The sequence below is a fragment of the Streptomyces sp. NPDC001348 genome (genome assembly GCF_053597535.1).
Map to the genome: position 1 here is coordinate 35807 of NZ_JBSFIK010000019.1, position 19505 is coordinate 55311.

The 19505-nt window shown below is 71.1% G+C and carries 23 protein-coding genes and 1 pseudogene; 10 read left to right on the forward strand and 14 right to left on the reverse strand.

Going from position 1 to position 19505, the window contains the following annotated elements:
* Positions 1-4 precede the first annotated feature (4 nt).
* The 3 genes from ACWC21_RS20830 to ACWC21_RS20840 form a co-directional block, all read right to left on the reverse strand.
* Positions 5-694, reverse strand: coding sequence for an LPXTG cell wall anchor domain-containing protein (locus ACWC21_RS20830; protein WP_450883873.1), 690 nt, complete (start codon positions 692-694; stop codon positions 5-7).
* 212 nt (positions 695-906) lie between these two features.
* Positions 907-1461, reverse strand: coding sequence for an ATP-binding protein (locus ACWC21_RS20835; protein ID WP_450883875.1), 555 nt, complete (start codon positions 1459-1461; stop codon positions 907-909).
* Between the two features lie 374 nt (positions 1462-1835).
* The gene (locus tag ACWC21_RS20840) at positions 1836-2213 is read right to left on the reverse strand and encodes an STAS domain-containing protein (RefSeq protein ID WP_450883877.1); all 378 of its coding nucleotides are present in this window, start codon (positions 2211-2213) and stop codon (positions 1836-1838) included.
* Between the two features lie 282 nt (positions 2214-2495).
* On the opposite strand from ACWC21_RS20840, the gene ACWC21_RS20845 reads away from it, so the two are divergent.
* Complete coding sequence (locus ACWC21_RS20845) at positions 2496-3389, forward strand: RNA polymerase sigma factor SigF (RefSeq protein WP_450883879.1); 894 nt, start codon at positions 2496-2498, stop codon at positions 3387-3389.
* 55 nt (positions 3390-3444) lie between these two features.
* Here the strand turns inward: ACWC21_RS20845 and ACWC21_RS20850 are convergent, their stop codons facing one another.
* Together ACWC21_RS20850 and ACWC21_RS20855 are read right to left on the reverse strand one after the other, a co-directional pair.
* Positions 3445-4356 (reverse strand): hypothetical protein, encoded by a 912-nt coding sequence (locus ACWC21_RS20850; RefSeq protein ID WP_450883881.1) that lies wholly within the window; start codon positions 4354-4356, stop codon positions 3445-3447.
* A 33-nt stretch (positions 4357-4389) separates the two neighbouring features.
* Positions 4390-4791, reverse strand: coding sequence for an ATP-binding protein (locus ACWC21_RS20855; RefSeq protein ID WP_450883883.1), 402 nt, complete (start codon positions 4789-4791; stop codon positions 4390-4392).
* Between the two features lie 203 nt (positions 4792-4994).
* Between ACWC21_RS20855 and ACWC21_RS20860 the strand changes: the two genes are divergently transcribed.
* The 4 genes and pseudogenes from ACWC21_RS20860 to ACWC21_RS20875 all read left to right on the forward strand — a co-directional run bounded on the left by ACWC21_RS20860 (position 4995) and on the right by ACWC21_RS20875 (position 6966).
* On the forward strand, positions 4995-5846 hold the full coding sequence (locus ACWC21_RS20860) for a helix-turn-helix domain-containing protein (RefSeq protein ID WP_450883885.1): 852 nt from the start codon (positions 4995-4997) through the stop codon (positions 5844-5846).
* Positions 5847-5854: 8 nt separating this feature from the next.
* Complete coding sequence (locus ACWC21_RS20865; RefSeq protein ID WP_450883887.1) at positions 5855-6052, forward strand: DUF397 domain-containing protein; 198 nt, start codon at positions 5855-5857, stop codon at positions 6050-6052.
* 48 nt (positions 6053-6100) lie between these two features.
* Complete coding sequence (locus ACWC21_RS20870) at positions 6101-6511, forward strand: DUF6234 family protein (protein WP_450883889.1); 411 nt, start codon at positions 6101-6103, stop codon at positions 6509-6511.
* A gap of 33 nt (positions 6512-6544) precedes the next feature.
* Positions 6545-6966, forward strand: a pseudogene (locus ACWC21_RS20875) (nitroreductase).
* A gap of 36 nt (positions 6967-7002) precedes the next feature.
* Here ACWC21_RS20875 and ACWC21_RS20880 read toward each other — a convergent pair.
* The 8 genes from ACWC21_RS20880 to hutU form a co-directional block, all read right to left on the reverse strand.
* The gene (locus tag ACWC21_RS20880) at positions 7003-7215 is read right to left on the reverse strand and encodes a DUF4287 domain-containing protein (RefSeq protein WP_450883891.1); all 213 of its coding nucleotides are present in this window, start codon (positions 7213-7215) and stop codon (positions 7003-7005) included.
* 102 nt (positions 7216-7317) lie between these two features.
* A complete protein-coding gene (locus ACWC21_RS20885; RefSeq protein ID WP_450883893.1) occupies positions 7318-7875 on the reverse strand; it encodes a hypothetical protein in 558 nt (185 codons plus the stop codon).
* Between the two features lie 41 nt (positions 7876-7916).
* Positions 7917-8840 carry an RNA polymerase sigma-70 factor gene (locus tag ACWC21_RS20890; RefSeq protein WP_450884077.1) on the reverse strand — a complete coding sequence of 308 codons (924 nt, stop codon included), beginning with the start codon at positions 8838-8840 and terminating at the stop codon, positions 7917-7919.
* Positions 8841-8928: 88 nt separating this feature from the next.
* A complete protein-coding gene (locus ACWC21_RS20895) occupies positions 8929-9402 on the reverse strand; it encodes a carboxymuconolactone decarboxylase family protein (RefSeq protein ID WP_450883895.1) in 474 nt (157 codons plus the stop codon).
* A gap of 111 nt (positions 9403-9513) precedes the next feature.
* On the reverse strand, positions 9514-10689 hold the full coding sequence (hutI, locus tag ACWC21_RS20900) for an imidazolonepropionase (RefSeq protein WP_450883897.1): 1176 nt from the start codon (positions 10687-10689) through the stop codon (positions 9514-9516).
* 35 nt (positions 10690-10724) lie between these two features.
* Complete coding sequence (locus ACWC21_RS20905) at positions 10725-12074, reverse strand: formimidoylglutamate deiminase (protein WP_450883899.1); 1350 nt, start codon at positions 12072-12074, stop codon at positions 10725-10727.
* A complete protein-coding gene (locus ACWC21_RS20910; RefSeq protein ID WP_450883901.1) occupies positions 12071-13288 on the reverse strand; it encodes an allantoate amidohydrolase in 1218 nt (405 codons plus the stop codon). Before ACWC21_RS20910 ends, ACWC21_RS20905 begins: the two co-directional genes overlap by 4 nt.
* Positions 13285-14949 (reverse strand): urocanate hydratase, encoded by a 1665-nt coding sequence (gene hutU, locus ACWC21_RS20915; protein WP_450883903.1) that lies wholly within the window; start codon positions 14947-14949, stop codon positions 13285-13287. The genes ACWC21_RS20910 and hutU overlap by 4 nt, the downstream gene beginning before the upstream one ends.
* Before the next feature lie 151 nt (positions 14950-15100).
* Here hutU and ACWC21_RS20920 point away from each other — a divergent pair, with 151 nt between their 5' ends.
* The 5 genes from ACWC21_RS20920 (at position 15101) to ACWC21_RS20940 (ending at position 18843) form a co-directional block, all read left to right on the forward strand.
* Positions 15101-16468 (forward strand): diaminopimelate decarboxylase, encoded by a 1368-nt coding sequence (locus ACWC21_RS20920; RefSeq protein WP_450883905.1) that lies wholly within the window; start codon positions 15101-15103, stop codon positions 16466-16468.
* 172 nt (positions 16469-16640) lie between these two features.
* A complete protein-coding gene (locus ACWC21_RS20925; RefSeq protein WP_389151179.1) occupies positions 16641-17033 on the forward strand; it encodes a hypothetical protein in 393 nt (130 codons plus the stop codon).
* Positions 17030-17851, forward strand: a complete 822-nt coding sequence (locus ACWC21_RS20930) for a transcriptional regulator (RefSeq protein ID WP_450883907.1) — start codon at positions 17030-17032, stop codon at positions 17849-17851. Before ACWC21_RS20925 ends, ACWC21_RS20930 begins: the two co-directional genes overlap by 4 nt.
* A 31-nt stretch (positions 17852-17882) precedes the next feature.
* Positions 17883-18452: a roadblock/LC7 domain-containing protein gene (locus ACWC21_RS20935; RefSeq protein WP_450883909.1), complete on the forward strand. Its 570-nt coding sequence runs from the start codon at positions 17883-17885 to the stop codon at positions 18450-18452.
* Positions 18453-18468: 16 nt separating this feature from the next.
* The gene (locus tag ACWC21_RS20940) at positions 18469-18843 is read left to right on the forward strand and encodes a hypothetical protein (RefSeq protein WP_450883911.1); all 375 of its coding nucleotides are present in this window, start codon (positions 18469-18471) and stop codon (positions 18841-18843) included.
* Positions 18844-18849: 6 nt separating this feature from the next.
* Here ACWC21_RS20940 and ACWC21_RS20945 read toward each other — a convergent pair whose 3' ends face one another.
* Positions 18850-19434, reverse strand: coding sequence for a hypothetical protein (locus ACWC21_RS20945; RefSeq protein WP_450883913.1), 585 nt, complete (start codon positions 19432-19434; stop codon positions 18850-18852).
* Positions 19435-19505: the final 71 nt, after the last annotated feature.

Here is a 19505-nt window from a genome sequence, read left to right on the forward strand (position 1 = left end):
GGGTTCAGCGGCGTACGGCCTGGTTCCGGCGGGTCAGCCACAGCGCACCCGCCGCCCCCACGAGGAGAACGGTGCCACCGAGCGTGCCCAGCGCTATCGCGGAGTCCTCGGGGCCGGTCTGGGGCAGCCGGCCGCCGGAGTCGGCACTGCCGCCCGACGAGGAGGAACCGGAGCCGGATCCGCCGCTCGCGCCCGTGACGTCCAGGGTCAGGGACGGCTTGGGGCTGTTGCTCGGTGTGCAGGTGGTCGTCGTACCGAGCGCCTTGATGGTGAGCACGGCTGCCGTGAAGGTGACCTTGCCGGACTTCTTCGGGGTGTAGGTGCCGCTCAGGTCGCTGATCTTGATGGGCGTGTTGGCGGGTATCGCGGCCGGGTTGGCGGGGCCGGTCACGGCGAGCGTGCCGCTGTCGGCGCCGCCGAGCCTGATGGTGGCGCTCGGGTTCATCGCACCCTTGCCGAGCTCGACCGGGCTGGAGGAGACGCCTTTCTGCCAGCTCATCGTGATCGTGTAGCCGCTGCCGCTCTTGACGCCCTTGATGTCGATGGGCGAGACGGCGCTCTTGTCACCGATCGGCGTCTTGCACTGGTAGTCGACGTTCACGACCTCGGCGTGGGCCATGGGTGCGGCCAGCAGCAGCGCGGAGCCGGCCAGGGCCGCGGCGGACGCGAACGCGGCGGTTCGTTTCGGGTACACGGCCCACCTCTTTCCTGACGGCGCATCAGATGGGCCGTCAAGGTACGCCCGGGGTCGTGAGGAAGGAAGACACGGCGCACACCGGAGTTGTGACGATCCCGCGTGCGGTGGTGGCGCGGCACCGGCCGGCATCGCTCAGGGCACGCGAGGTACCCGCTCCGGAAGAGGTGGGGGCGGCGGGGGCGAGAATCGCCCGACCCCGCCCGGAGGACCTACGCCGGAGCGCCCAGCTCCGCCCACACCGTCTTGCCCGACGCCCCGGCGGTACGGACGACCCCCCAGTCCAGGCACAGCCGCTGAACAATGAACATGCCATGACCGCCCGGCCGTCCGGCACGGTGCGGGGTGCGCGGCGCGGGCTGACCGCTGCCACGGTCGGTGACCTCTATGCGGATCACCTTGTTGTCGCAGGCCAGAACCAGCTCATCGGGCCCCTCCGCATGCAGACAGGCGTTGGTGACCAGCTCGGAGACGACCAGTAGCACGTCCTCGGCGGCAGCCCGCTGATCGGCGGACGCGGCGGGCAGCCAGCCCCACGCGTACAACGCCTCGCGGGTGAAGTCACGGGCGAGCGGCACGACACCGCTCTCGCCGTCCAGGCGCAGCCGTCGCTCCTGGCGGGGCTTGCGCCCACCCTCCGTCGGCACGGACGGCACCGCTGCCTTCGCGGACACGCCCGCCTCCGACGTACCCCCCCGGGACGCCCCGGAAGCGCCGCTGGGCTCCGGGCCGCGGTCGCCCGGCGAGTAAGGCCGGGTGGTGCTCATCAGCGCTTCACCTCACCGATTCACCGTTCACGATTCAGAAGTCGTTCATATAGATCTTGCTGCCCATCTCTGTACACACCAACGAGTCACCCGTACAGGCCGACCGATACCGGCCGATCCCCATCAGCACCGTGGGTACCGACGTATTCCAGCCGGTTCCGCTCGGTTCCCGCTCGGTTCCCGCCCGCACCCGACAGACCCGACCGGCGGCCCGCCGTGTCCGCCGATGCCTTTCGGTACGTACGTCGCACGCCGGCCGTTCGCCGGTTCCCGATGTTCCCGCACCTTGGGACCGACAGGTTCAGGATGTCTCCTGCCCGGGCGAGCCGGGGCGACACCCCTCCGTTGGGCGTGGCCACTGCGGACGCCGGAGTTCAGCCGGACTCGCCCGCCAGGGCCTCCTCGACGGATGCGTGGACGGTGAAGACCGCCTCCGCCCCCGTGATCTCGAACACACGCGCAACGACCGGCAACATGCCCGCCAGGTGCACGCCGCCCCCGGCGGCCTCCGCCCGCAACCGCGCACCGAGGAGCACGTTCAGCCCCGTGGAGTCACAGAACTCCAGCCGTGAGCAGTCCACGACGAGGCGCGAGAAGCCCTTGTCGAGAAGGTCGTCGAGGGGTTCCCGCAACAGATCGGCGGTGTGGTGATCGAGCTCACCCGCCGGTGTCACTACGGCGCTGGAACCCTCTTCCCGCACCTCCACCAGAAGCCGGCCCGACTGTGCGCTGCCGACCGTCCCGCGGTCCATGCCGTGTCTCTCCCGAGGTCGTGGCTGCTGCCTGTTGCCCTGCTGTCGCCCGGCCGGAGCCAGGTTGATGCCCTCGAACACTACGCCTTCCACACGCACTCCGACACCCGAACAACCCTACACAAACGGACATAACCTACCAAAATGCACTTGCGGCACTCATGCGGAAGCGGGTAGGGCTAGTACGTACACGCACCCGACACGGCCGGCTTTGGAGGCGCCGCACACCGCAGTGCACGCACGGCTTCGGCAGCCTTATGCCGAGAACGATGGAGGACACCCATGTCACCCCGGCTCGACGCATCGCATACCCGGACGGCGACGTCGACACCCCCACCGGAACAACTGGATCCCATCGATCCCGCGGATCCCATCGAGGGACTCCCCGAGATCCCCCCGTACGACGAGATCGCCCCTCTCGACGCGCGCGCCCTCTCCAAGACCCTGTTCGAGCGACTGGAGTCACTGGAGGAAGGGACGCACGAGTACGCGTACGTCCGCAACACCCTCGTCGAACTCAACCTCGCCCTGGTCAAGTTCGCCGCCTCCCGCTTCCGCTCCCGCAGCGAGCCGATGGAGGACATCATCCAGGTCGGCACCATCGGCCTGATCAAGGCGATCGACCGCTTCGAACTCTCTCGCGGCGTGGAGTTCCCCACGTTCGCGATGCCAACCATCATCGGCGAGATCAAGCGCTTCTTCCGCGACACCTCGTGGTCCGTACGCGTCCCGCGCCGGCTCCAGGAGCTCCGGCTCGACCTGGCGAAGGCCGGCGACGAGCTGGCCCAGAAGCTCGACCGCGCGCCGACACCGGTCGAACTCGCCGAGCGCCTGGGCATCTCCACCGACGAGGTCATCGAGGGCATGGCCGCCTCGAACGCGTACACCGCCTCCTCGCTGGACGCCCAGCCCGAGGAGGACGACACCGAGGGCGCGCTCGCGGACCGCATCGGCTACGAGGACCACGGGCTCGAGGGCATCGAGTACGTGGAGTCGCTCAAGCCGCTGATCGCCGAACTCCCGGCCCGTGACCGGAAGATCCTCTCCCTCCGGTTCGTGGCCAACATGACCCAGTCGGAGATCGGCGAGGAACTCGGCATCTCTCAGATGCACGTGTCGCGACTGCTGTCGCGCACTCTGGTGCGGCTCCGCAAGGGGCTGACCGTCGACGAGTGAGGTCCGCGAGGTTTCTCCGGGCGGCCCGGAGAGACCTCGTTCACCTCCTCCCCCGTCACACGTCGTCGCCGAAGAGATCCTTCGCGGAGGAGGCGTGGACGGCCCTCTGGGCCCACACCTCTAGACGGTCCAGATCGGCGCAGGAGGTGACCTTCTCCCGGACGGCCTCCGGCACGTCGATGCCGCGCCACTGCAGGATCCGGAGCACCATCGACGCACGCTCCTGCTCGACACCCAGTTCGATGCCCTCTTCGCGACCCTCGTCCCGGCCCTCTTGGCGTACCTGCTCGGCCAGCGGGTGCCGCCAGAAGTACTGCATCGCCGTCATCAGGTCCCTCCACATCTGCTGCGCCTGGGGGTCACCCAGGCAAGAGTCGACGAACTGCACGAAGGCCGCGGCGCTGTCCGCGTCAATGGTCCGCAGGGCGGTCGCCAGGGACTCCAGTATGCGGCCGGCATGTGGCCCCCGCCCGTGTGTCATCGCCGAGAGCACCGCAAGGGGTACGTCCCGCTGAGCCTCTCGGGTGTCGGCGATCAAGGGCACATTGTCCGGGCTGAGTACGAGTGGGCGTACGGTCAGCGAGGGGAACTCCCGGACACCGAGATGAATGGGCTCCGCCGCCCAGCGAGCGGTGGCGACGCTCTGGGTGATGACGATGAGCACCGGCTCGCAGCGGTACTTGGCGTGCAGGTAGCTGAGGTAGTACGGCCAGCTGCCCCGCTTGCCCTCGTCCTTCTTCCCCTGCGACTCCACGACGATGAGATACGTGCCCTCGTCGGTGTCCGCCCGCATCAGCGTGTCCACGCGCCGCTCGACCGGCTCGATCTCGGTGAGGTCCACGTTCATCCCGGCGAACTCGCGCGGCTCGGGGAAGGGAACGCCCAAGACGTCCTGGATGGCCCTGGTCAGCAATGCAGGGTCCTTCTGGAAGATGCGATGCAGTGCCTCGTGCGACGAGCCGACCATCGGCTCTCCTTTCTGTCCGATGTGATCAACGAGCTACGCCGACGCCAGGTCACACCACACGTACTTCCCCCGACTCCCGTGCCGGGACAGTGGCTGCCAGCCCCACAGGTCGGCGCACGCGCGCGTGAGCGCCATGCCGCGACCGTTCTCGGCGTCGGTGAGCTCGTCCAGCCGACCCGGAGGGTGGGGCGGCGCCGGGTCGGCGTCCCACGCGCCGACCCGCAGCACGCCGTCCGACCAGCGCACCCGCAGGTCTGCGGGCCCCTTGGTGTGCAGCACGGCGTTCGAGACCAGCTCCGAGGCGATGAGCTCGGCGGTGTCCGCGAGGCGGATCAGGCCGTGGATGGTCAGGATCAGGCGCAGGGTGCGGCGACAGACGGGGACGGCTCGGGGGTCGTTGGGGATGGAGAGGCAGTACTCCCAGGGTTCGGGCATGTGTCGGCTCCAGGTGATGAGGAATGGGGGCGCGGGCGGTGGCATGCCGCAGCCGCCATGGCAGGACGGCGCGATGCGCTTCCGCTCCGTGTGCACTGCGTCACCGACAGTATTTCCTAACATTAGGAAGGTGCAAGCCGTTGCCCTATTCTGACCCTCGAACGAGCTACGTCATGAGGGCAGTTGAGACGAGGAGGCGTCGCTTGCCGCCTAAGAGGCATCTCACGGCTCGCAGGGTGCGATTGGGCGCTGAACTGCGCAAACTGCGTGAGGCGACGGGCATGAAAGCCCGGGAAGCCGCAGCACTGCTCGGTGCTGACGCAGTACAGATAAGCCAGATCGAGTCCGGAGTGGCAGGCGTGAGCGCGGAACGCGTCCGCCGCCTGGCAGCCCATTACGCCTGTGCGGATGAGGGGTTGGTCGAGGCACTGGTGGCCATGGCCACCGACCGCACACGAGGCTGGTGGGAGGAATACCGAGGCGTCCTCCCACCCGTGTTCCTGGACACGGCCGAGGTCGAACACCACGCGACGTTCCTTCGGGAGGTCGTGATCACACACGTTCCCGGACTCCTGCAGACCGCCGACTATGCACGAGCCGTGTACGCATTCATGATGCCGGGCCTGCCCGAGACCGAGTTGACGCCTCGCGTCGAACACCGCATGCGACGACGCGCCGTCATCGAAGGTGACAGCGCCACCCCCTACGAGACCATCGTCCACGAGTTCGCCCTGCGTATCCGCGTAGCAGACCGCCAGGCGTCACGCGCTCAACTGCTCAGAATCCTGGATCAGATCGAGCAGGGACACGCAACCGTCCGCCTCATCCCCACCGATCAGGACGGCTTCGCCGGAGCCGGGGCTTCGATGATGTACGTGGGTGGAGCGGTGCCTCGATTGGATACCGGCCTGCGGGACGCTCCCACCGGAACCGCATTCATCGACGCGGAGCCCCAACTGGCCCAGCTTCGAACGCTCTTCCGTAAGGTGGAGAAGGCAACGCTGGACCCCGTTGCATCGCGGGACTTCATCCACCGCCTGACGAAGGAGCTGTGAGGCACCCCATGGATCGCCCCCTGCGCTGGCAGAAGTCCACGTTCTCCGATGGCGGCGACGGCAATACCTGCGTCGAGCTGGCCGCCACCCCCACCACCCGCCACCTCCGCGAAAGCGACGACCCCTCCACCGAACTCATCACGACCACCGCACCGCTGGCCCACCTCATACGCGGCCTGAAGTCGGGCGGGTTGAGCATGCGTTAGGTACCCGTACTCATGCGCCCGCCTCGCCCACGCAGCGAGGGTGGCGGAATGAACCTGCCCGTAGCCCCGCCGGCCTTCGACGCCACGACAGGCCCCCATCGCCACCACCATGCCGACCGGGGCGCCGACATCGGAGCCGGGTGTGGCCTGGTACTCCTGGAGCTGATCGCCCTGGTGGTGATCTTCGGGCTCTGGTTCCTCTCAGGGTTCAACCTCGACCCAGCCAAGACCGTGCACACCGACTCGTTATGGGGATACCTGGCCGCCGCCGGCGGAGTCGCGGTCCTCGCCGTCGTGGCGGCCGGCGTCGCCGCCCGGGCCGGAGCCGTCGTGACCGTCGTCACCCAGGGCATCATGGCGGCCCTGATCTGCGTCATCCTCTTCGGCGGGGCCGCGGCGCAGTCCCACCAGGACAAGTTGTGCCACGACATACCGACGGCCTCAGGGTGCAACGGCTAGGCACGTGCTCGTCGGCCGGGAGGGCGAGAAGACGTGGACGTGTATGAAGCCGTTGACAGTCGCCGCGCAGTGCGGGCGTTCAGCGACGAGCCGGTACCCAAAGAGACCCTGGAACGGGTACTGACGGCGGCGTCGCGAGCTCCGTCGAGCGGGAACCTCCAGCCGTGGCATGTGTATGTCGTGACCGGCGAGCCCTTGGCCGAACTGAAGAGGCGCGCGACGGCCAGGGCACTGGCGCGAGATCCGGGTGATGAGCACTGAGGGCGGAAGGGCTGCACAGCTGTCCGCAGGTGATGTGGACGATGTATCGCAAGACCGTCGGTCGGACAGTGGGAGCCGATGAAGGGCTCGTGCTGTTCTGCGGTGTCGCGGTGGGATTCGAGAAGGAAGGCGTGCCACCGCTGCGTACGGGACGGGTGGACGTGGCGGAAACGGTGAGTTTCATCGGGGCGTGACCGCCAGGCAGCCAAGATGCCCTTCGAGCCCCGCCTCTACTTGCCGCGGACCTCGGCGAGGGTGTGTGCGACAAGGGCGTTGGCGTGGCCGTGGCCCAGTCCGTGCTCGGTCTTGAGCCAGCTCACGAGCTCCATGTGCTTGGTCAGGGGTGACGAGCCGATGAGGTTCTTCCACTCCGCTATCGGGCGGCCGTATTTCTTCTCGATGGAGGGGAAGTAGCTGGCCGGGCCCTTGACGGGGTCAGTCATGTCGGCGGTGTCCCGTCTGTCCGAGGCGGTGTTGTCGCAGGTATGACCGGTGGACGCGGCTGGTGTCATCGGTCACGGAAAGTGTGCTGCGTCACACCTCCCCTACGCGTCCGTCCTCGAGCAGGGCTTCACGATCACCGGGCAGGAGTTCCACAGCTCCACCCCGGCCGTGAGCAATTCCAGCACCGCGCGTTGCTCGTCGGGAGTCCATGCGGTGCACTCGCCTCCGAACAGCTTGTCGTAGGCGCTGTTGTGCAGCGCGCTCTGCCGGGGCAGCCGGTGCGGCTCACCGAGTCCTCGGGCCAGGTCTTCGAAGAAGTTCCACGCCTCCAGGACCGCGCCCGAGGGGACGCGCCGGCGCGTCGGGGCCGCCAGCCAGTGCTGGACACGGACGAGTTCCAGCGTGCCGGCCTCGGAAGTGGCCAGTCTCCGCCCCCTCCGGCTCGCATACGCCCGCGCCTGCCGAACAGTCGCGAAGACCGGCACCTGACAGTGCTCGGCTGCCGGCAGCGCCAGCACCCGATCAGGTTCGTCGTCCCCGCCACCGATCCACAGCACCACCCCGCCGCGGCCGAGCGCCCGCACCCGATACGGATAGAGGCCCCCGTCCCCACCGCGGCGTCCGCCCGCGAACACATCTGCCGTCTCGATCTTCGCCACGCGCTCACCCTGGCACGCCGCACGGGAACCCGCCGCGGAATTCAGTTCCTCTCCCGGCGGACCCGCTTCAGCTCACGGTCGACGGCCCAGGCGTCGGCGACCGGGCCGAGGTGGCCGAGCTTGTCGGGGTTGATGACCGTGCGGATGGTCTGGATCTGCCCGTCGAGCACGTCGAGGGCCAGCGTGTGCAGGACCTTGCCGTCCCGGTCACGGAAGACGGCGCCGGGCTGGCCGTTGACCTCGCACGGCTCGAACGACACGTCGATCCGGGCCAGCCAGGGGAAGACGGAGGCGAGCAGCCGGGCCACGTTCACCGCCCCCGTGACGGCCCTGGCCAGCTGCGGGGCCTTGCCGCCGCCGTCCCCCACCAGTTGGACGTCGGCGGCCAGCAGGTCCTGCAGCGCGCCCACGTCGCCGTCCTTCAACGCGTCGAAGAACCGCGCCGCCAGTTCCTGCCGCTCCCGGCGGTCCGCTTCGAAACGTGGCCGCCCGGCCCGCATGTGCCGCCGGGCCCGCACCAGCAACTGCCGGCACGCATCCTCCGAACGCCCCACCGCCGCGGCGACCTCGTCGAATCCGAAGGCGAACACCTCCCGCAGCACGAACACCGACCGTTCCAGCGGGCTGAGCCGCTCCAGCAGCACAAGCGCCGCCATCGAGACCGAGTCGGCCAGTTCCGCCGAGCGCGCCGGATCCTGGTACGGGTCACTGAGCAGCGGCTCGGGGAACCACGGGCCCACGTACGCCTCCCGCCGCACGCGCGCGGAGCGCAGCACGTCGATCGAGACCCGGGTCACCGTGGCGGAGAGGAAGGCCTTCGCCGACGTGGGCGGGGTCGTCGAGCCGTCGAGGCGCAGCCAGGTCTCCTGCACCGCGTCCTCGGCCTCGCTCACGCTGCCCAGAATCCGGTAGGCGATCGAGAACAGCAGCGGCCGCAGCTCCTCGAACTCCTCCGCCTTCTGCACCTTGTTCACCCCGAAGTTCACCCCGAAGTCCACGCCGCACCCCTCCCCTTGGCACCTTCTCACCCGGCCGTGCTCGGCTCACGCCGTCTCAGTGGAACTGTCCGGGCTCGTAGTCGCCGGCCGGCTGCCGGCTGATGATGTTCAGCCGGTTCACCGAGTTCATGAAGGAGACCAGGATCACCAGGGCGGTGAGCTGTTCCTCGTCGTAGTGCTTGGCGGCGTCCGCCCACACCTCGTCGCTGACGCCCTTGGCCGCGTCCGCGACCCGGGTCCCCTCCTCCGCCAGCGCCAGCGCGGCACGCTCGGCCTCGGTGAAGACGGTGGCCTCCCGCCACGCCGCCACCAGGTTCAGCCGCACCGGGGTCTCACCGGCCGCGGCGGCGTCCTTGGTGTGCATGTCGACGCAGACGGCGCAGCCGTTGATCTGGCTGACGCGCAGCGCCACCAGTTCCTGCGTCGCGGCCGGCAGCGGCGAGTCCTTGAGTGCCTTGCCCGTCGACATGAAGTACTTGATGATCTTGCCGGCGGTGGGGCTGGCGAAGTAGTTCAGTCGCGCGTCCATGAGGTGTTCCTCCTCGGTCCTGAGTGGCTACACCCCCGAGACGAGACAGCCCGGCCCCCTGTGACATGGGCGAGTGTGACCCGCGTCTCCCTGACGCCGACACATGCGCCGTCAGACCACCGGCACGCCCCGCCGCCAGACCTGGCTCACCAGAGGCACCCCCGGCCGGTACGCCAGGTGCACATGGCTCGGCGCGTCCAGCAGGGTCAGATCGGCGTACGCGCCGGGGGTGAGGCGGCCGATGTCGTCGCGGCGCAACGCCGCCGCCCCGCCCGCCGTGGCCGACCACACCGCCTCGTCCGGGGTCATCCCCATGTCCCGTACCGCGAGGGCGACGCAGAAGGGGACCGAGGAGGTGAAGGACGAGCCGGGATTGCAGTCCGTGGACAGGGCGACCGTGACGCCCGCGTCCAGCAGCCGGCGGGCGTCGGGCCACTCCGCGCGGGTGGAGAACTCGGCGCCGGGCAGCAGCGTGGCCACCGTGCGGCCGCCCGCCAGGGCGTCGACGTCCGCGTCCGTGAGGTGGGTGCAGTGGTCGGCGCTGGCCGCGTCCAGTTCGACCGCCAGTTGCACGCCGGGGCCGTAGGAGAGCTGGTTGGCGTGGATACGGGGGTGCAGGCCCTTCGCCCTGCCCGCGGTGAGGATCGCCCTCGCCTGGTCGCCGTCGAAGGCGCCCTTCTCGCAGAAGACGTCGATCCAGCGGGCGTGCGGGGCGCAGGCGTCGAGCATCTCGCCGGTGACCAGGGCCACGTAGGCGGCCGGATCGTCGGCGTAGTCGGGGGAGACGATGTGCGCGCCGAGGTAGGTGACCTCGTCCGTGTGGGCGGACGCGATGCGCAGGGCGCGGGACTCGTCCTCGACCGTCAGGCCGTAGCCCGACTTGGTCTCGAAGGTGGTGGTGCCCTGACGGAGGGCCTCGCTCAGGTAACGGGTGAGGTTCGCCTCCAGTTCCGCGTCCGTCGCCGCCCGCGTCGCCGCGACCGTCGTGCGGATGCCGCCCGCGCTGTAGGGGCGGCCGGACATGCGGGCGTTGAACTCCGCGGTGCGGTCGCCCGCGAACACCAGGTGGGAGTGGGAGTCGACGAAGCCCGGCAGCACCGCCCGGCCGCCCGCGTCGACCCGGTTGTCAGTGGCGGGTGCTTTCCTGGATTCACCGGTCCACGCGACGCGGTCGCCGTCGATGACGACGGCCGCGTCCTGGATCAGACCGAGGGGAGACCTGTCACCGAGGGAGGGGTCGTTGGTGACCAGGGTGGCGATGTTGGTGATGGCGGTGCTGCTGCTCATGGCGTCCTCATGGGTGATGGGGGTCGGGCGTCTGCTCAGCCGCGCAGGGCTTCGATCGCGTCCGCCAGCGCCGTCGGCACCTCCGGTACGAGGGCGTGGACGCCGTCCCGTACGACGTGCCGCCCCGCCACGATCGTGTGCCGTACGTCCGCTGCCGTCGCGGCGAATACGGCCGTCTCGGCGCCCAGCCGGGGCAGCGGCCCGGCCGTCCTGACGGAGTCGAGCGCGACCGTCGTGAGGTCGGCGAGCGCCCCGGCCTCGATGGTGCCCGCGCCGTCCCAGCCCAGCGCCGCGTGACCGTCCGCCGAGGCCGCGCGCAGCAGGGCGGCGGCGGTCCAGTGGCCCCGCGCGCGGGTGCGCAGCCGCTCGTTCAGCTCCATCGCGCGCGCCTCCTCGAGCAGGTCGATGACGGCGTGACTGTCGGAACCGAGGGAGAGCGGGGAGCCGGCGCGCTGGAGGGCCGCGGCGGGGCCGATGCCGTCCGCGAGGTCGCGTTCGGTCGTCGGGCACATGCAGGTGCCGGTGCGCGAGGCGCCGATCAGGGCGATGTCCTCGTCGGTGAGGTGGGTGTTGTGCACACCGGTGGTGCGCGGGCCGAGGACACCGTGGTCGGCGAGGAGGCGGGCGGGGGTGCACCCGTGCGCCGCGAGGCAGGCGTCGTTCTCGGCGGTCTGCTCCGACAGGTGCACGTGCAGCGGGGCCCGCCGCTCCTCGGCCCACCGTGCCACCGTCGCCAACTGGTCGGCGGGCACGGCCCGTACGGAGTGAATCGCCGCCCCGATCCGCGCGTGATCCCGCTCCTTGAGAACTGAACAGCGTTCGGCCCAGGCTTCGGCGGTCCCGTCGGAGAAGCGGAGCTGGTGACTGTTGGGCAGCTCTCCGAAGCCGGAGGACAGGTAGCAGGTGTCGAGGAGGGTGATCCGGACACCGGCCTCGGCGGCGGCCGCGATCAGGGCCTCGCCCATGGCGTTGGGATCGGCGTACGGGGTGCCGCCGGGGGCGTGGTGCACGTAGTGGAACTCGCCGACCGCCGTGACACCGGCCAGCGCCATCTCGGCGTACACGGCGCGGGCCAGGGCGTGGTACGTGTCCGGGGTGAGCCGGTCCGCGAAGGAGTACATCACCTCGCGCCAGGTCCAGAAGGTGCCGGAGCCGACCTGGACGGTGCCGCGCAGGGCGCGGTGGAAGGCGTGGCTGTGGGCGTTCGCCAGGCCCGCCAGGGTCAGGCCCCGGAGGATCTCCGCGCCCGGCGGCGGGGTCCGTGTCTCCGTGCGGACGGCCGTGATCCTGCCGTCGGCCACCTCCAGGAGCACCCCGGGCTCGACGTGGGTGTCGAGCCAGGCGTGCTCCAGCCAGTACGTCCGCGTCGGCTCAGTCGTCGTCACGTGCGGGCCAGCCCTTCCAGTACGTCGGCGAGCGCGGTCACCCCGGCCACGCAGTCGTCCTCGGTGGCGAACTCGGCCGGGGAGTGCGAGACGCCGGTGGGGTTGCGTACGAACAGCATGGCGGTCGGGATGCTCCCGGAGAGGATCCCGGCGTCGTGTCCGGCGCCGGTGCCCAGCACGGGTACCCGCAGGTCCGTGTCCCTGCCCAGGATGCGGGTGAGTTCGTCGCGCAGGGCGTGGTCGAACTCGACGACCGGCGTGAAGGACTCGCGGACGACGTCGAGGTCGACACCGTGCGCGGCGGCGTACTCGCGCGCGGACTTCTCCACGCCCGTGACCACCGTGTCGAGGGTCTCCTGGTCCGCGGCGCGGGAGTCGAGCCAGCCGCGCACCAGGGAGGGAATGGCGTTGACCCCGTTCGGCTCCACCGTGATCTTGCCGAAGGTGGCCACGGCACCGGCGAGTTCGGCCTCCCGGCGGGCGGCGAGCACGGTCTCGGCGTACGACAGCATCGGGTCGCGGCGGTCCACCAGCCGGGTGGTGCCGGCGTGGTTGGCCTCGCCGCGGAAGTCGAAGCGCCATCGTCCGTGCGGCCAGATGGCACTGGCGATGCCGACCCGGTCGCCGGACAGGTCGAGCGCCCGGCCCTGTTCGACGTGCAGTTCGACGAAGGCGCCGATCCGGGCGAGTCGGTCCGGGTCGGGTCCGATGGCATCGGGGTCGTATCCGGCGGCCTCCATGGCCCGGGGCAGTGTGATGCCTTCGCCGTCGGTCAGCCGGTGCGCCTGTTCGGCGGTGAGCTGCCCGGCGGTGAGCCGCGAGCCGACGCAGGCGAGGCCGAACCGGGCGCCCTCCTCGTCGCCGAAGTTGACGACGGCCAGGGGCTTGGTGAGCCGCACTCCCCTGCCGCGCAGTTCGTCGAGGGCGGCGAAGGAGGACACGACCCCGAGGGGCCCGTCGAAGGCCCCTCCGTCCGGCACGGAGTCCAGGTGCGACCCGGTGACGACGGCGTCCCCGGCGGCCGGGTCCCCCAGCCAGGCCCACTGGTTGCCGTTCCGGTCGACCTCGTACGCCAGCCCGCGGGTCTCCGCCTGCTCCTTGAACCAGGCGCGGCAGTCGGTGTCGGCCCCGGTCCAGGCGTAGCGGCGGTAGCCGCCGGAGGCGGAGCTGCGGCCGATCGGCAGCAGCTCCGCCCACATGCTGTGGAAGGTCACGCCTGGTCACCCTCGCGCATCGGCACCCGCACCCCGCGCTCCTGCGCAACGGACTCCGCGATGTCGTACCCGGCGTCCACGTGCCGGATGACACCCATGCCCGGGTCGTTGGTGAGGACGCGGCGGATCTTCTCCCCGCCGAGCTTCGTGCCGTCGGCGACGGTGACCTGCCCGGCGTGGAGGGACCGTCCCATGCCGACGCCGCCGCCGTGGTGGATGGACACCCAGGAGGCCCCGGAGGCCACGTTGACCATGGCGTTGAGCAGCGGCCAGTCGGCGATCGCGTCGGAGCCGTCGAGCATGGCCTCGGTCTCGCGGTACGGGGAGGCCACGGACCCGCAGTCCAGGTGGTCGCGGCCGATGGCCAGGGGGGCCGCCAGCTCACCGGAGGCCACCATGTCGTTGAAGCGCTCGCCGGCCTTGTCGCGCTCGCCGTAGCCGAGCCAGCAGATGCGGGCGGGCAGGCCCTGGAAGTGGACCCGCTCGCCGGCCATCTTGATCCAGCGGTGCAGGGACTCGTTCTCCGGGAAGAGTTCCAGGATCGCCTTGTCGGTCTTGGCGATGTCGGCGGGGTCGCCGGAGAGGGCCGCCCAGCGGAAGGGGCCCTTGCCCTCGCAGAACAGCGGGCGGATGTAGGCGGGGACGAAGCCGGGGAAGGCGAACGCGCGGTCGTATCCGGCCAGCTGGGCCTCGCCGCGGATGGAGTTGCCGTAGTCGAAGACCTCGGCGCCGGCGTCCTGGAAGCCGACCATGGCCTCGACGTGCCGGGCCATCGACTCACGGGCGCGGGTGGTGAAGCCGGCCGGGTCCTTGGCGGCGGCGTCGGCCATGTCCTCGAAGGCGACACCGACCGGCAGGTAGGACAGCGGGTCGTGGGCGGAGGTCTGGTCGGTGACGATGTCGATCGGGGCGTTCATCGCGAGGAGCTGCGGGACCAGTTCCGCCGCGTTGCCGAGGACGCCGATGGACAGCGGACGGCGGGCGTCGCGGGCCTCGGTGGCCAGCTGGAGGGCGTGGTCCAGGCTGTCGGCCTTGACGTCGAGGTAGCGGTGCTCGATGCGGCGGTCGATGGCGCGCGGGTCGCAGTCGACGCAGATGGCCACGCCGTCGTTCATGGTGACCGCGAGGGGCTGGGCGCCGCCCATGCCGCCGAGGCCGGCGGTGAGGGTGATGGTCCCGGCGAGGGTGCCGCCGAACTTCTTGGCGGCGACGGCGGCGAAGGTCTCGTAGGTGCCCTGGAGGATGCCCTGGGTGCCGATGTAGATCCAGGAGCCGGCGGTCATCTGGCCGTACATGGTCAGGCCGAGGGCCTCCAGACGGCGGAACTCCTCCCAGTTGGCCCAGTCGCCGACGAGGTTGGAGTTGGCGATGAGGACGCGCGGGGCCCATTCGTGGGTCTGCATGACGCCGACCGGGCGGCCGGACTGGACGAGCATGGTCTCGTCCTGCTTCAGGGTGCGGAGCGTGCGCACCATGGCGTCGAAGGAGCGCCAGTCACGGGCCGCCTTGCCGGTGCCGCCGTAGACGACGAGCTTGTCGGGGTGTTCGGCGACCTCCGGGTCGAGGTTGTTCTGGAGCATCCGCAGGGCGGCCTCCTGCTGCCAGCCCAGGGCGCTCAGTTCCGTACCGCGCGGGGCTCGTACTGGGCGGGGTCCCGACATCGTCTGCCTCCTCCTGTTACCGCTTCTATTCAAATCATGTCCGCCTGAATAGAGCTAGTCAATAGACCGGGGCGCCAAGTCGGTGCCGCATGGGTGTATGGCTGAAGTACCGGAGGAACAGGTACGTACACCAACGAAGGCGGGGAAAACCGTGCAGCAGGACATCGGCGCAACAGGGGAAGGCCGCGCGGCCCGGCGGGACGAGGCGGTGCGGGCCGCCGTGCGGCAGGGGCTGCTCGGCCCCGGCGTCGTGGGACTGCTGGACGTGACCGGCATCCGGGAGTCGGCGGCCGAGCTGCGCGCGGCGTTCGAGGCGGTGTCGGCGCCGGGAACCCCGGTGCTGCACGCCTTCGCGGTGAAGGCGACCCCGTTGGTGCCGGTGCTGCGGCTGCTGCACGAGGCGGGGATCGGCGCGGAGGTGGCCAGCCCCGGCGAGCTGGCCCTGGCGCGGGCGGCGGGGGTCCCGCCGGAGCGGATCGTGCTGGACTCGCCCGCCAAGACACCGCAGGAGCTTCGGGAGGCGCTGCGGGCCGGGATCACCGTCAACGCGGACAACCCGCAGGAGCTGGCCCGCATCGACGCCGCGGTGCGGACCGCGCCCAGCCGCTCCCCGCTCGGGATCCGGGTCAATCCGCAGATCGGCGGGGGCACGATCGAGGCGACCTCCACGGCGACGGAGACCTCGAAGTTCGGGGTGGCGCTGCGCGACGAGGGGGCCCGGGAGTGGGTCGTGCGGGCGTACCTGGACCGGCCCTGGCTGACCCGGCTGCACGCGCACACCGGCTCGCAGGGCGTCCCGCTGTCGCTGATGGCACGGGGAGTGGCGGAGACGTACGGGCTCGCCGAGGAGATCAACGCGCGCGCGGGACGGCGGCAGGTCGACACGCTCGACATCGGCGGCGGCCTGCCGGTGAACTTCCACTCCGACGCGACCGCACCGACGTACGCGCAGTACGCCCGGCTGCTGCGCGAGGAGGTCCCGGGGCTGTTCGACGGGCGGTACGGACTGGTGACGGAGTTCGGCCGGTCACTGCTGGCCAAGCACGGGACGACCCTCGCCCGGGTGGAGTACACCAAGAGCGCGGGCGGGCGACGGGTGGCGGTGACCCACGCGGGCGTACAGGTGGCGGCGCGGACGGTGTACGTGCCGGGGACGTGGCCGCTGAGGATCGCCGCCTACGACGCGGAGGGACGGCCGAAGACGGGGCCCGAGGTCGTCCAGGACATCGCCGGGCCGGCCTGCTTCTCGGGCGACCTGCTCGCGCAGGAGCGCGCCCTGCCGCTGCTGGAGCAGGGCGACCACGCGGCGGCACTGGACACCGGCGCCTACTGCTTCGCCTCCCACTACGCCTACAACTCCCTTTCCCGGCCGGGCGTTTACGGCTTCACTCCGGACGGTGCGGGAGGCGTTGCGTTCGTGACGGTGCGCGAACCGCAGACGGTCGAGGAGATCGTGTCCGAATCCGGAGGGGCGCATGTCACCGCCCTCACCACCCTCGGGGCGTCCGGGCGCCGTTGACGCACGCCCACGTTCACTCGATCAAGTGGGATGACATCAGGGCAAGTTGACCCACACTAGTACCCCGGAAGCATGTTCCACCGGAAAATGCCAGAAGGCTCACCTGCCACGCACACGTTGCGTAGTGTCTGCGTCACTCAGCCGGAGTCCCAGGCGGGAGGGGAGCCCTACGGTGCCCGGAATCGACGAGTGCTTGCTGGAAGCGATGCGCCTGCCCGGTGCCCGGGGGGCGGCGCTGGTGGACTGGACGAGCGGGCTGGCACTGGGCACGGTCGGGGACTCCCCCGGCGGTGACCACGAGACCACCGCGGCCGAGGCGGCGGAGCTGGCCCGGCTGGCCGCGGAGCACGGGGCGTTCGCCGCCGCCGGGGACGCCGGGGACGAGCATCCACCGGTCGAGGACCTGATCATCAGCAACCGGGACAGCTACCACCTGCTGCGGTTCGTGGACACGTCGTTCGACAGCACGGTGCTGCTGCACCTGTGGCTGACCCGCGAGGACGGCAACCTCGCCCTCGCCCGGATCCGGCTCGGCGAGATGGCTGCCGGGCTGGTGCTGGGATGACCATGGTCAGAACGCCAACGCCGCCGCCCCTGCCCGTGCGGGACAGAGCAGCCGAACGGGAGTGGGACCGCGCCGCCCTCTCCCCGATGCTGACCCGGCTCGCGGAGGAGCGGGCCACCGGTGTCCTCGTCCGCGAGCACGGCACCCTGCACCTCGCCGAGGGCCGGGTGGTGCACGCCGAGAGCCCTCTCGCCCCGGGTCTCGGCCTGCTCCTCACGGCCCACGGCACGCTGGCGCCGGCCACCTGGCGGCAGGCCGCGGAACGGGCCGGCGACGCGCCCGGCGCGGCCCGTCTGCTGCTCGGCGCCGGACAGCTGACGGCGGGCGCCCTGGAGCTGTGCCACCTGGGCGCGGTGTTCGACGCCGGGTACTTCGCCCTGGCCCCGAGCAGCAGCCCCGGCCACTTCCGGTACGGGCCCGTGACCGCCCCGGCCACCCTGCGCCCGGTCCCGGTCACCGTGCTGGAGCGGGAGACCCTGCGCCGCCGTCTGCTGCTGCACCGCGTCTGGCCGGAGCCGGCGACCGACAGCGCGCCGCTGATCCGGGCCGCACCGCTCTCCGCCCCGCAGGTCACGCCCCGCCAGCGCGCGGTCCTGGCCCGCGTGGACGGGGTCCGCACGGCGGCGGGCATCGCGCTGGAGCTGGGCCGGCCCGCCTTCCACACGCTGATGGACGTACGACGCCTGGCGGCGGCGGGCCTGGTGGCGCCGGACCCGGCGGTGCCCGCCCCGCCCGCTCTCCCACCGCCCCCACCCCCGGTCACCGACCCCGACATCGCGCTGCTGAAGAGGCTCAGGGATGCGCTGGAGGCCCTTTGAACGGCACCGCCCCGCCGAGAGGAGACATCTGATGGCGGCCGAGCCAGAGATCCACGTGATCCTGGACGAACTACGACGACTGCGCAGCCGCGTCCCCCAGCTCACCGGCGCCCTCGCGGCCGGCGTCGACGGCCTGGTGATCGCCCAGGACACCCCGGGCGTCGATCCGGAGGGCCTGTCGGCACTGACCGCGGCCGCGCTGGGCGTCGCCGTACGGGTCGCGGACGCCACCGGGCAGGGCGGCTTCCGTGAACTGCTGGTCCGCGGCGAGCACGGCTATGTCGCCACCTACGCGGCAGGCCGCACCGCGGTCCTCACCCTGCTCGCCCAGGACCGGGTCAACGTCGGCCGGCTCCACCTGGAGGGCCGCCGCGCCGGCGCCCGGATCGGGGAGCTGGTCGACGCGGCGGAGGCGGCCGCCCGAGCCGCCCAGACGGCACAGACGGCACAGACGGCACAGACGGCACAGACCGCCCAGGCGGCCCAGCCCGTCCCGCGCGCCCGGTCGTCGTCCGGCCGGAGCGCCACCGCGCTACCTCCCAGACCCACTCGCACGCCACGCGCCGCGGCCACCGACGCGCGCACCGCCACCGAAAGTTGAAAGGACAACAGGAACCATGGCGAACACCGAGACAGCACTGAAGGAATGCCTCGCCTCGATCGAGGGCGCCACCGGCGTAGCGCTCGTCGACTACACCAGCGGGATGGCGCTGGGCACGCTGGGCGGCAGCAAGAGCTTCGACCTGAACGTGGCCGCCGCCGGCAACACCGACGTCATCCGGGCCAAGATGCGCACCATGGAGCACCTCGGCCTGAAGGGCGAGATCGAGGACATCCTGATCACCCTGTCGAACGCGTACCACCTGATCCGGCTGCTCAAGGGCCGCGGCGGCAACGGTCTGTTCCTCTACCTGGTCCTCGACTCCAGCCGGGCCAACCTGGCGATGGCCCGGCACCAGCTGAAGAAGATCGAGGAGGAACTGGAGGTCTGAGCCCGCTCAGACGAGGGCCGCGTCGCGGCGGCGGGCCCCGCCAGGGGCCGCGTCGCCCGCGGCGATGCCCGTACCGCGGTAGGCCTTGACGGCCTTGCCCGCGGGGCGTCCGCCGCGCTTTCCGAGCCAGTCGACGCGTACCCACAGCAGCATGTCCAGGGACCGCTCGTGCCGGCCCAGCCAGGCCGCCTTCAGCCGCAGCCCGGTACCGGCCCCGGCCAGCAGCATGCCGCCGGCCGCGGGCACCAGGAAGGAACTGCCCAGCGCGGCGGCGAAGGCCGGCAGCAGCCACCAGCGGTGACCACGGCGCCAGTTGCGCACGGTCACCGCGCGGTCCTGGAGCACGTCGTGCTTGCCCGCGCGGGCCGCCCCGCGGGCGAGGTCCGCGTACCGCCGACGGCGCGCCAAGGCCACCACGACGGTGGTGACGAGGAACAGCGCGGCCCCGGCCAGGACGCCGATCCGGCGCCCGGTCAGCCCGGGCGGCAGCACCCCGATGCCCGCCGCGAACACCCCGACCCACCACAGCGGGGCCGCCCCCGCCCGTACGACGACGGCGACCCGTGCCAGCCCCTGTCCTCCGCGCGCCACCTCTGCCTCCCGTGTCGTGGTCCGTAGCACCTGTGCGCAGGCACGTTAACGGGACAAGGTGAGACGAGTCT

Coding starts and splice junctions, on each gene's coding strand:
- hutU (WP_450883903.1), bottom strand. CDS start 14,949: ATGTCGGGACCCCGCCCAGTACGAGCCCCGCGCGGTACGGAACTGAGC.
- ACWC21_RS20935 (WP_450883909.1), top strand. CDS start 17,883: ATGGCGGCCGAGCCAGAGATCCACGTGATCCTGGACGAACTACGACGA.
- ACWC21_RS20850 (WP_450883881.1), bottom strand. CDS start 4,356: ATGGTCGGCTCGTCGCACGAGGCACTGCATCGCATCTTCCAGAAGGAC.
- ACWC21_RS20835 (WP_450883875.1), bottom strand. CDS start 1,461: ATGAGCACCACCCGGCCTTACTCGCCGGGCGACCGCGGCCCGGAGCCC.
- hutI (WP_450883897.1), bottom strand. CDS start 10,689: ATGAGCAGCAGCACCGCCATCACCAACATCGCCACCCTGGTCACCAAC.
- ACWC21_RS20940 (WP_450883911.1), top strand. CDS start 18,469: ATGGCGAACACCGAGACAGCACTGAAGGAATGCCTCGCCTCGATCGAG.
- ACWC21_RS20880 (WP_450883891.1), bottom strand. CDS start 7,215: ATGACTGACCCCGTCAAGGGCCCGGCCAGCTACTTCCCCTCCATCGAG.
- ACWC21_RS20840 (WP_450883877.1), bottom strand. CDS start 2,213: ATGGACCGCGGGACGGTCGGCAGCGCACAGTCGGGCCGGCTTCTGGTG.
- ACWC21_RS20855 (WP_450883883.1), bottom strand. CDS start 4,791: ATGCCCGAACCCTGGGAGTACTGCCTCTCCATCCCCAACGACCCCCGA.
- ACWC21_RS20930 (WP_450883907.1), top strand. CDS start 17,030: ATGACCATGGTCAGAACGCCAACGCCGCCGCCCCTGCCCGTGCGGGAC.
- ACWC21_RS20870 (WP_450883889.1), top strand. CDS start 6,101: ATGAACCTGCCCGTAGCCCCGCCGGCCTTCGACGCCACGACAGGCCCC.
- ACWC21_RS20895 (WP_450883895.1), bottom strand. CDS start 9,402: ATGGACGCGCGACTGAACTACTTCGCCAGCCCCACCGCCGGCAAGATC.
- ACWC21_RS20845 (WP_450883879.1), top strand. CDS start 2,496: ATGTCACCCCGGCTCGACGCATCGCATACCCGGACGGCGACGTCGACA.
- ACWC21_RS20865 (WP_450883887.1), top strand. CDS start 5,855: ATGGATCGCCCCCTGCGCTGGCAGAAGTCCACGTTCTCCGATGGCGGC.